The organism is Microcoleus sp. D3_18a_C4, from assembly GCF_036702415.1.
Taxonomy (GTDB): Bacteria; Cyanobacteriota; Cyanobacteriia; order Cyanobacteriales; family Microcoleaceae; genus Microcoleus.
Genome location: NZ_JAUBTI010000157.1, coordinates 1 through 11,050, shown reverse-complemented (window position 1 = coordinate 11,050; position 11,050 = coordinate 1). Strand labels below are relative to the sequence as shown.

9 protein-coding genes are annotated in these 11,050 nt (G+C 46.2%); 2 read left to right on the top strand and 7 right to left on the bottom strand.

The annotated features are described in order from the left end of the window. The first annotated feature begins 232 nt into the window (after positions 1-232). Complete coding sequence (locus QUB16_RS31740) at positions 233-763, top strand: peptidoglycan-binding protein (protein WP_333322252.1); 531 nt, start codon at positions 233-235, stop codon at positions 761-763. 419 nt (positions 764-1,182) lie between these two features. Here the strand turns inward: QUB16_RS31740 and QUB16_RS31735 are convergent, their stop codons facing one another. From QUB16_RS31735 to QUB16_RS31720, 4 genes are all read right to left on the bottom strand, one after another. Further along, a complete protein-coding gene (locus tag QUB16_RS31735; protein ID WP_333322251.1) occupies positions 1,183-1,656 on the bottom strand; it encodes a TerB family tellurite resistance protein in 474 nt (157 codons plus the stop codon). A 214-nt stretch (positions 1,657-1,870) separates the two neighbouring features. Continuing rightward, positions 1,871-3,796 carry a M61 family metallopeptidase gene (locus tag QUB16_RS31730; protein ID WP_333322250.1) on the bottom strand — a complete coding sequence of 642 codons (1,926 nt, stop codon included), beginning with the start codon at positions 3,794-3,796 and terminating at the stop codon, positions 1,871-1,873. Continuing rightward, positions 3,793-4,473, bottom strand: coding sequence for a Crp/Fnr family transcriptional regulator (locus QUB16_RS31725; protein ID WP_333288543.1), 681 nt, complete (start codon positions 4,471-4,473; stop codon positions 3,793-3,795). Before QUB16_RS31725 ends, QUB16_RS31730 begins: the two co-directional genes overlap by 4 nt. A 569-nt stretch (positions 4,474-5,042) precedes the next feature. Next, on the bottom strand, positions 5,043-5,903 hold the full coding sequence (locus QUB16_RS31720; RefSeq protein WP_333322248.1) for an inositol monophosphatase family protein: 861 nt from the start codon (positions 5,901-5,903) through the stop codon (positions 5,043-5,045). Positions 5,904-6,399: 496 nt separating this feature from the next. Between QUB16_RS31720 and QUB16_RS31715 the strand changes: the two genes are divergently transcribed. Beyond that, a complete protein-coding gene (locus tag QUB16_RS31715) occupies positions 6,400-7,440 on the top strand; it encodes a glycosyltransferase family 4 protein (RefSeq protein WP_333322247.1) in 1,041 nt (346 codons plus the stop codon). A 123-nt stretch (positions 7,441-7,563) separates the two neighbouring features. Here the strand turns inward: QUB16_RS31715 and QUB16_RS31710 are convergent, their stop codons facing one another. From QUB16_RS31710 to QUB16_RS31700, 3 genes are all read right to left on the bottom strand, one after another. After that, complete coding sequence (locus QUB16_RS31710) at positions 7,564-9,489, bottom strand: alpha-amylase family glycosyl hydrolase (RefSeq protein WP_333322246.1); 1,926 nt, start codon at positions 9,487-9,489, stop codon at positions 7,564-7,566. A gap of 287 nt (positions 9,490-9,776) precedes the next feature. After that, on the bottom strand, positions 9,777-10,670 hold the full coding sequence (locus tag QUB16_RS31705) for an Rpn family recombination-promoting nuclease/putative transposase (RefSeq protein ID WP_333322244.1): 894 nt from the start codon (positions 10,668-10,670) through the stop codon (positions 9,777-9,779). Positions 10,671-10,811: 141 nt separating this feature from the next. Further along, a complete protein-coding gene (locus tag QUB16_RS31700) occupies positions 10,812-11,012 on the bottom strand; it encodes a hypothetical protein (protein WP_333322243.1) in 201 nt (66 codons plus the stop codon). Positions 11,013-11,050: the final 38 nt, after the last annotated feature.

The following is an 11,050-nucleotide window of genomic DNA, read 5'->3' as shown; positions in this document are numbered from 1 at the left end:
AACTCATATTTAACTCGGCTTAAATATATCGAGCACTCCCGATCGCCAGAAAGCGATCGATTATTCAGCAAGCCCTATTTAATTCGCGATCCTTACGACAAACCAACGGGTAACTCAAACGAGTGACACTCACAGGAGTGACACTCCAAAAAGCGACTGTGCATCCACAAATCCCACCAGTTATACCTGAAATATCAAAGACAAAAACTTAAATGTTGAGAGGAACCACATTATGTACACCGAAGAAAGAAGCTTGAACAATGAAACTATGGCTCTCGTCGCCGATACTACTGCTCAATCAACTCTTGCATTTGCTGCAACCACTGGAGTAAACAAACCGACTTTGCAAAGGGGTTCAACAGGTCAAGCTGTCAAGGAACTACAACAGCTTCTATATCATTGGGGTTATTATTTCGGCGCCATTGACGGTATCTTCGGCGTCCAAGTTCAAAACGGGGTCATAGGCTATCAACACCGCGTCTTTTTAAAAGAAGATGGGATTGTCGGCCCTATCACTTGGGAAGCACTATACTCTGGTGCACCTGTGAATATGCCGATCGTCATGAAGGGCAGTTCTGGTAATGCTGTTAAAATTGTTCAGAATGTCTTGAAAATCAATGGATACTATTTCGGCTTCATTGACGGATTATTCGGGCCGATGACAGATGTAGCAGTGCGACAATTGCAACTGAGCAAGGCTTTACCGCAAGATGGAATTGTCGGCTACAGAACTTGGCACGCCCTCAGCAAGTTACCGCACTAATGACTGGTTGGCTTCACTTTCAGTCATCGCCAAAAATCGGTAGATCAATTAGGGATTTAGGCTTTGCCTAAGTCCCTAATTATCGTTAAGGGGAAGGCAGCGCACGGGAAGGGCGATTCCCTGCGGGATAGCTTCGCTTCACGCAAATTCTGTTACCGTTCTCGGCTATGAAAAACATTCTCAACTTTTCGGTGTTTATTTGTTACTATATCTTAGGAAATTGGGAGTCACAATCCGGTTTGTTTCCCTTCAGCTTTAGTTGTAAATAGTTGCACTCATAAAATTATTATTCCGATACTTACCTAACAAGACTTACGCATGGGGGGCTTATTCCCGGTTTCTAGGAAAAATTCCAGGTTTAGTAACGAGAAATCTAGGAAGAAACCGGGTTTCTAAGCAAAGCGCGCACAAGTCCAAAATTAACCTTTGATGAACTTTTCTAATTTTTTAGCCATCTTCTCGACAATTCCCTCCGAACTATCTCCTGCCGATGATTCAGCTTCAATACGCTTGACCGCATCCTCTGGAAGATTGAGCAACTGTACTAATTTTTGATAAGCTGCGGCTTCCTCAGCGTTAATTTTTGGTTCATCGGGAGTGCGAGAACTAGATGAAATCACTTCATAGCCGAGTTGCAGGACTAATTCCTTTTCATTTTGAGTTTCTAGTTGGCCGATCAACTCGTCAAGGGGGATATTTTGCATGACGTAATCCCGCAGTTCTTGTTGCATTTGTTGTCCGTCGGTATCAGGGGCAAACAAACGACAAAAGCGATCGAGCATTAAATTAACTTCTTCTGTGGCGAGTTGGCCGTCAGCCCAGGCCATAGAAGCAACAATTCTCAGCAGATTCATCTGGCGGGGCGTAATTGATGGAGGAGGTGGGGTTTGCATAATCAAAATTGGTAATTGGTAATATTAATTCCGGTGCAACCGGAATTATTGTTGACTGTTGACTGTTGACTGTTGACTGTTAACTGTCAGTCGAAAAACTGAATGATAGTTGAGTATTGACGGGTGATTCAATTTTACCAGGATGATGCTAGCGGAATTGGGAATTGAGCTTGATTTCTTCTGGTCTTTTCTTTCCCGTTCACCTTCTGTTAGGTCACAATTTTGATAAAGGAACTCCCAGCCATCCAGTAAAGTTTTGTTTCTGAATAGCGGTGGGCTGTTCCACCGGCACGATCGAGTAACGCATCGGGCGCGGCGCGGCGAGAGTAACAGGACAAGTCCGCAGTTCGTCTTGGTGAAAAACTGTCACCGAGACGATATCCCCAGGCTTGAAATCTTTTAGTCTCTCGCCCGCTTGTTCTGCATTTACCCGAAAACCTTCGATCGCCAGCAACTCGTCTCCAGCATCAATTCCGGCCAATTGTGCCGGAGATCCTACTTCGACAAATTTAACCATTTCCCGCCCGTTTTCCGTTCCCAACGTCCAACCGATGCGAGGTGTTTCGCTAGTTTCACTTGCGGTGAGTTCCAGCCCGAAAGGTTGCAGATACTTGTTGTAAGGCAACTCTTCTGTACCGTCAATATAGCGCGTAAAAAAGTCGCTCAAATCAATGTCGGCGACGGACTCGATCGCACTTTGCAACTCTTCGGGAGTAAAGCCTATTTCTGCTGGCAGCGAAGGAGAATTTAACTGTCCGTTTGAGGTTAAATGCGCCGATTTGCCGTCTGTTCCCGACTTCAGGTCAAAATCGCCGTTTTGGGCCGAATTAGCATTGCCAAACTTCTGCCACATCAAACGCATCACATCGTCGAGCGATCGCTCATTGCCGTGTTTTGCGCGAATCAACAAATCCAGCAAAAACGACACAATTTCCCCTTTCAAATAATAGGAAATCTGCGAGTTGTCGCTGTTAGCATCCCGGCGATAAAGTTTAATCCAGGCATCCCAGCTCGACTCGCTCAGAGGCTGCACGCTCCGCCCCGGAGTCGTCTGCAAGCGAGTAATTTCCTTAGCCATACCTTGGAAAAAACCTTTCACGCTGTAGATACCCGCTCGAAAAGGAATCACCAAATCGTAATAACTGGTAGTGCCTTCAGAGAACCATAAAGAAGGAGTGTAATTTTCTTTTTCGTAGTCAAATACTTCGAGAGCTTTCGGTCGAATGCGCTTGACATTCCACAGGTGAAAAAACTCGTGAGCTACCAACTGAATAAAGCGTTCATACTTTTCCTTAGCCCGAAAACCAAAACGCGGATAGTTGAGAGTGCAGCTCTCCTTGTGCTCCAAACCACCAAAACCAGAGCCGGACAAATGCAGGAAAAACACATAGCGTTCGTAAGGCAAACCGCCGAACATTTTTGCCTCGACTTCGATCACTTTTTGGATGTCTCGAATCGCCCGATCTGGTTCTAAATTGCCTTTTCCCCAAACAACTAGCTGGTGGGGTTTTCCCATCACTTCAAACTCGTATACTTCGTGACAGCCAATCTCAAAAGGACTGTCTACGAGAGTGTCAAAATCCGCAGCAGCGAAAGTAAGATTTTGGCCGGAAACAGGTGGCAAAGTCGTAACGGTGCGCCATCCGGGCTGCGGTGGCACAACGGTTACGGTGTAGCAGTTGCTTTCAAAACCGGGCAAGAAAAAGCACAAAGCCGCCGGATTGAAATAACCGTGCGTCGAGTCTAAATGATTGGTTCGCACTGTCAGTTCGTTGGCAAAAATGCGGTAGAAAACCGTGACATCTGACACCGAATCGGTCTCGATTTGCCAGTGATTTTTGCTGAGCTTGCGCCAAGGTAAAGCACGCGCGGCGTAGCTATCCCGTAGGGAATCGCCCGCATGGGAGCTAAAATCTTGCAGGTGGCGGGCGTATTCTCGAACCAAGTAAGAACCGGGAGTCCAGACAGGCATTTTTAAATCCAGAACCGGCTCCGACCAACCTTGCACGCGCAAAGTTACTTCAAAGAGGTGGGATTCAGGATTGGGCATCGCCACAGAATATTGAATTGTCGGTGCTGTTAGTTGCCCCTGACGGTTGTCGGCAGCCGACGAGGTATCCAAAGAAGTAACATCAGTCATTGACTTGCCAAATTAATCAAGTGCTTGAGGTTGATCAAATGGATAGTTTCGCGGTCTGGATCTATTTTGATCCAACCTTTACTATCGAGTTTTTCCATAATTTTGCTGGTTTCATCTAGGGTGATATCTGTGACATCAGCTAAGTCTTCATAAGGAATATTGAAGATCTCTTTGCCCTCAGCAGTTTTCTGACCGTAGTTTTCTGCCAGCTCGACTAAAGTATTTGCTAGTTTAACCGCTGGCTGGCGGTTTCGGAGTTGATAGCGGTGATTGGTTTGGCGGAGCCGCCGTACCATCAGTTGCAGCATCCGGTGGTGCAATTGCGGGTCTTTAAACAGCGTTTGGATAAATCGCTGAGCTGTGACGCTGAGAAGTCGCACGGGCGATAGAGCAAGTACGTCATTCGATCGGGGAGATTCGTCCAGAATGGCCATTTCGCCGAAGAAGGCACCCCGTCCTAAAATAGCCATTGATACAGCTCGATCGTTTGACAAGCGCCGGACTTTTACCCAGCCAGACACGACAAAGTAAATCGCGTTGCCCCAAGAATCCTCCATCACCACAGCTCGGCCCGGGGGATACTCATGCTTGACGGCATTTGATAGCAGCCCTCCCAAGGTTTCTGGGTTAGCACCCTTAAATAGAGGGAATAGCTCACTGAAAGCTTCTGTCTTCATCAAAAAAATGGGTAGAAACCCCGTCCTTCTAGGACGGCTTTATATTGTCTTTTTTTGATTACTACCGCCTTGGGACTGGTTGGCGGGAGTGTGCTTTTGTGTTGCACTTTCAGCGGGACAATTACCGCCTCAAACTTCCCAGCCCTGTACGCATAGTGTTTTGCTCTTTCGAGCCTCCCTTTCGGGGTGATGTTAGCCTGCGCGTTGGTTTAGTGAGCTTGTTGGGCCCAAAGCACTGCCCCTGTTACCTGAGAGCTGTTTAACCTTCAGCGACAGAGCCCAAAACTGGCTTCGCATTCAAGGAGTGTCGTGACTCAAAAAACGCAGTCAGTTAAGACGCAAGGCCCGTCAGAATGGCTTGTCAGATTACTCTTCCAAGCCTCACGCCGTCAGGGCTGAGGTTCCTGACGCAAACTCGCGGAGGTGGGAAATATGATTAGGCGACACCCAACAGCTAGGGAACGATCGATGTTTGGGAACACAAACAATCCGTTGCTCCTTTAATTGATGATAAGGGTGCAGAGGCCCGGTTCACGTAAAATTGGCAGATTCTTTAATCTTAAACGGGTTTACAAGCCTGCCACTGCCTGTTGAACTTTGCCCAACAGAGGTTCTATGTATTCCGGCCAGCCGATCGCGATTGACTGCGTGTGGGCCAGAGTCTCCGGCTCGATCGCATCTTTAGTCCACCTCAGCGGTTGACCTTGCAAGTCGCAACAAACCAATCCGGCTGCTTTTGCTAGAGCCAGAGGGCCGGCGGTATCCCACACTTTAACTCTGCCGTTAAGATACAGGTACAAACCAGCTCGACCGAAGATAACTTCCATCACTTTTAAGCCAAAGCTTCCCAGCGAGTAAAATTCGGCTCCGGGGATGCTTTGGGCGATCGCCCGGGCGTAGTTTTTTTGGTCTTTGTCTCCGAGAATAATTTTACAATTTTCCGCTGTCGGAGCCGGGGGTTTGCACAGGGCGATCGGCTGCGGCGCTTGGGCTCCCACAGTTTGGAACAATCCCCAATCTTTGCCGCCAAAATACATTTGGTCAAAAGCCGGGGCGTAGATCCAGCCGGCCATCGGTTCCCCCTCAAGCAGCAGCCCCACCATCGAAGCGTAGTGCAGTTTTCCCCGAATAAATTCTTCAGTTCCGTCGAGGGGATCGATGCACCACAGGCGCTGGTAATTGGCGCAGTAAGCTGCTCTGGAGGCGGCGTTTTCCTCCGTGATCCTGCCGTCTTCAGGAAACAAAGCGCTAAATGCTGCCGATAGTTGTCGGTCTAGGTATTGATCTATACTCGTCACGTAGTCGTTGGGCCCTTTCTCCGAAACTTCAAAAGGTTGGGCTGCGAGCTTGTAAGCTTCTTGACCGCACTCGCGCAGGGTGTAGCGAATTTTTTGGTCTTGCTCTGGAGAAATATACATGAGGTTAAACATAAATTTTTTAGCTAACTTCAGCATAAAAGCTTAAGTCCTCGGAATCGATCGGCGCGTGTCACTGTTTTTTATTCCTACAGGATTTGCGCGCAGGTGTCGATAACCCGGTTTCCTAACCGTCAGCGCCCTTGCGATACCAGCCCCAGAAAGGATTCGTGGAACTCAAAAAAATTCACACATGAGGGAGAACCCCCCAGATTTATCTCAAATCTCAAATCTCAAATCTCAAATCTCAAATCTCAAATCTCAAATCTCAAATCGACCAGCGCCGTTGCGATACAAGCCCCAGACCGGATTGGTGGAACTCACAAAAATTTAGACATTAGGGAGAACCCCCCAGATTCATCTGTAGAGTCAAATCTAAAATCTAAAATCTAAAATCTAAAATCGACTGATCGATCGCACCAGCACTTTCAACAGTAGAGGATAGAATTTTATGAGGTTAGATAATTTGTACCAGCACCACAATTATAAGGAGAATACTTTGAAATACCATATGGCATTAGGTCGCAAAATAGACCTAGATGGGATTGACCGCGATGCACAACTCGGCAAATGCCCTCGCCACGTCCTGCGGGCTCTCAGAGAACGCTTAAATGCCACCGTCCACGCGCCGGATGGCGAAGCGATATCGTTGACTGACAAGCTGCGATCGAAAATTTCTTCTAAACCCGAACATTGGGCCGCCGCGCGCAAATTGTCCGAGCAAGTCAGCAGCGACGACGTGATATTTTGTACGGGCGAGGACATTGGGATTCCAGTAGCGGCGGTGTGTGGCCAATTGCCTAATCGCCCGAAAATTGTTGTATTTTTCCACAATATCGATCGGCTGCGCGGCCGCGTCGCCCTGAAACTATTCGGTTTGGCTGACAAAATTGACGTATTCATTGTCAACGCCCGCCCTCAAATAAACTTCCTCCGCAGCTATTTAGCTATACTTGAATCGCGCATTTTAGTGCTTCTAGAACAGACAGACACCAAATTTTTCACACCTGGCCCAGCTTCTGGCGAGAAAAAGCGGCAAACAGTTGTTAGCGTCGGATTAGAAAAGCGCGACTACCGACTCTTAGCAGCAGCAACTGCTGACTTAGATGTTGACGTAAAAATTAGCGGTTTTTCTAAAGATGCCAAGGCTTTATCGCAAGCTTTCCCCGATACTATGCCAGAAAATATGTCGCGCAAATTCTACGAATGGCCGGATTTAGTGCAGCTTTACCGCGATGCAGACGTAATTGCAGTGTGTTTGGTAGACAATAAATATGCTGCTGGAGGTACGGCTTTACTGGAAGCAATGGCCTGCAAGCGGCCGGTTGCCATTACTCGGACTCAAGGTCTCGTCGATTATTTAACGGCCCCGGATATTGCTAAAGTGGTAGATGTGGGAGATGCAGCAGGTTTGCGCGAGGCGATCGTCCATTTGCTAAAAAATCCTCAAGAAGCTGAATCTCAAGCGCAGCGGGGCTACGAAATGGTTGTGAACCAGCACAGCAGCGAACCTTATGTCGATATTTTAGTCGAGAAGTTGCGATCGCTTTAAACTCGTAATATCAGCAACGGGCAAGATGCCCGTTCCACAAAACAGAAACTTGGTTGTGGAACAGGCATCTTGCCTGTTCATTAAAAACTGGTAAAACAGGCCGGAAAGCCTGTTGATTAAAAATCACGACTCCCGTCCACTCGCCCACTTATCCCGCCATTTCACAGTCCCTTCCGAAACTAAAACCCAGCGGCGACAAACCAGATTTTCTCGCAGCGGCGACTGTCCTTCCCGTAGCAGCGCATACTTATAAGAAATCAACTTACCCGCGCTTTCATTAAAAGGAATTTCCCCAAACCAAGTATTAGTATTGATATACTCCAACGGGTAGCCCTTACTAATATCCCAATTCCCCAATTCAGGACAATCTCCAATCACCACAATTCTTTCCCCAGGCTGAGTTTGAACGCTGTTAAGCTGCGCCCGCACAATAGTTGTCGCCTTAACTCGCTCTCCGACGCGGCTAAAAATCATTACTTCCCGCGCACCCAACTCTAAATTGTACAGCTTCCCATCTTTAACTTCAAACTTGCGGCGCGATAAAACCTCCGTATGCTCTCCATCAGGCAGCTCAGTATCAACCTCTTCAACTGTAACAGAATTGCCACGATTCATCGCTACAAACACCACAGAATCGCGATAGCGGCGCACGTAACAATAAACATCAGGAGTTAGATATTTTTGCCACTGACTCCCCATCGAAATAGCTGGATTCAGCCGCCGCAATCCCGACAGCAAACGCACAGCTCGGTAAATCGGCGAATCAGTATCCCACTTTTCCATCATCGGGCGGTTGTAGGGGTCATTTCCCCCATCTGTATCATCGTGCAGATACTGTTCGGTGCCGTAATAAATGCAGGGAATGCCGCGAGTCGTCATAATTAAACCTATCGCCAACAGCAGCATTTCTGGATCGGGATTCAACGACTGAAACCTCGGCATATCGTGGTTGTCAATAAAAGTAATCAACTCCGTCGCCCCGTAGTAGCGGTGATCCAAATTCAGGACATCTTGGACTAACTGAAATCCCGCCTCCGCACCCTTTCCCAATACTTCTCGAATTGCCACGCACAGACCAAAATCTAAAATAGTCATCCCCGACTCGTTGACAAATTCCACAGAACGATCGTTTCTAGGGTCGCTGTAAATCCATTCGCCAAAAATGAAAACATCAGGTCTGTGTGTTAAAATGTCAGCATTAAATTCCTGCCAAAACCAAATAGGCATATGCTTGACTGTATCAACGCGCAAAGCATCAACACCTCTGTCCAGCCATTGTTTAATTGCTGACTTAATGTAATTGCGGTATGCAATATTGTTTTCGTTGAAAGTTGCTAAACCCGACAGTTCGCAGTTTTGGACTTGCCATTCATCTTCCCAGTTTTTGACTTCGCCGTAGTGGTGATACCAGTCATCTTCATCGTCGTTAAAGTCAGCTATTTTTACGCCGTCGTCGTAGAGTTCCCCTTTTTTGCCGCTAAAATCTGGGTTGCTGTGATTGCAGACAATATCGAGCACGAGTTTCATGTTTCGCTGGTGCAACTCATATACTAATTTGTCAAATACCGTATCTTTACTTTCTTGTGTTTGGTTAATAGAAGGATTGTCGCCTGTGGCAATAAAGCGGGGATTTAGTCGCTTGAAATCTTTAGTCCAGTAGCCGTGAATTGCTGCTTGTTCGACAAATAATGCTTCAACTTGCTCGAACAGTGGAGTCAGCCAAACTGCGCTAACTCCCATATCTTTTAAGTAGTCGAGTTTGTCGATAACTCCCTGCAAGTCGCCCCCCCAATATTTGCCCCAATCTTTCCCTTCTGGATCGTAAAGTTCTGGGTTGGGGCCTTCGTTATTTGTGGGGTCGCCGTCGTAAAAGCGATCGACTACAAGGAAATAAATTGTTTCTTGGCGGAATTCAATGTCTCTGGTGTAGAGGAATTCTAAATCGAGTTCGCTTTCTGGCTTAACTTCTTCTACCAGAGAGTCAATTTTTTCTTCGGGTTCGCTAACTTCGTATTGAGAGGAAGTTTGATTGGGAGTGACTGATGTCATGAGATGTATTTTTTTATATTGTAAGATTGGTCAGTTATTCGGAGCTAGAGTCGGAGATAGCTTTCCCCTCTAACTGACTTTTACAGCATCATACGGAATTTACTGGTTTATTGAAATCTTCCTTTAGAGAGAGGGCAGACTCATCCTTGAGGATTATGTCGATGAGAGTTAATATTTTGCGTCATTCTCAATCAAAGAGGCAAAGCCTCAAAAACCTGCGCTACCAGGCTGAGCCTAGTAGCGATAAAAGGTTTACTAATTGTGCGATCGCACTTTGTCCCTTCCTTTCATTCCTCCCGCAAGTTTTCGATATCTTCAACACTCAAACCAGTTGTTTTACTAATGGTTTGATTGTCAAGGACATTGATAAGTTGCCTAGCAATTTCTAGAGCCTTTTCTCTCATTCCTAGAGCGAGTCCTTCTTCTCTGCCTTCTTCTCTGCCTTCTTCTCGCCCTTGTGCGAGTCCTTCTTCAATTCCCTTTCGCAAGATTCCCTGCTGATCCAGAATATACCTTTCGCGTGCTTCTAAATCTGCCAACTCTTCTGGATTCAAGTTAGTTTCATTAGCAATCGCAAACGCTTGCTGTATTTCCGAGACTGTTTCCATTGTTTGCGGTACTACTTCCAAACTGGGAGCATTTTTCATAAAATAAACCCACTTGTCAGTCAAAGTTTCTAATTCATCCAATTGTTTGTTGAATTTCGGCAATTCGATAAATATCAGTTCTATCTCTGGATCGACATAATCAAATAAACGCTTTTTCTCCTTGAACACAAAGTGAGAAATTACTTCTCGGTCATTGTCAAACATTTCAAAATCAGTAATTGTCAAAGCAATTACAGGTTTTAACTTAAAGTAACCTTCACCGCGAATCAGTTGAGTAGAGTAAGTTTTCGCAGTATTGTAAACCACCCGTTTCGCAAAAGATTCTACATTTAAAACTTGCATCTCGATAATTACAGTTGCGCCTCCTGCAAGCCGGGCTTTGACATCCAGGTAAGAGTCTTTGAGATACGGAACTCTCAATGCTAAATACGGGTCGATAATTTCTAAGTCGGCGATGGTGGGATTGCCATCATAAATCATGGCATTGAGAAAGCTGATTAAAATTGGTTTGCTTTCGCTGGAGCCGAAGATTCTTTTGAAGGCAAACTCGATTTTGGGGTTAATGAATCTCACGGTCAATCTATTTTAAAGTGACTTATCTATTATTTTAACCCAGTGGAAAAATGGATTGGGCGAGTTACCAAAACTAGATATCGGATGCTCTATCCAAGCTTGAGCCGGGAATCCATCAGCCATTAGCCTTTGCTCTATATTCTATTCTGTCAAATCGACTTGTCGAATCTCTTCTAGTGTCATATCCAAGCATTTCGCAATTTGCTCATCGGTCAAGCCTACTGCTTGCAAGCGTTGGATCGCCTCCATTTTCGCCCGCTGCTTTCCCCGCAAAAACTCAGGCGACTCTTCCTGTGACGCCCCCAGGGTAAACGCATCTAAATTAAGTTGACAGAAAATCATATTTGTGCATCAGTTTTTTTTTATAAAACAATTCTTAA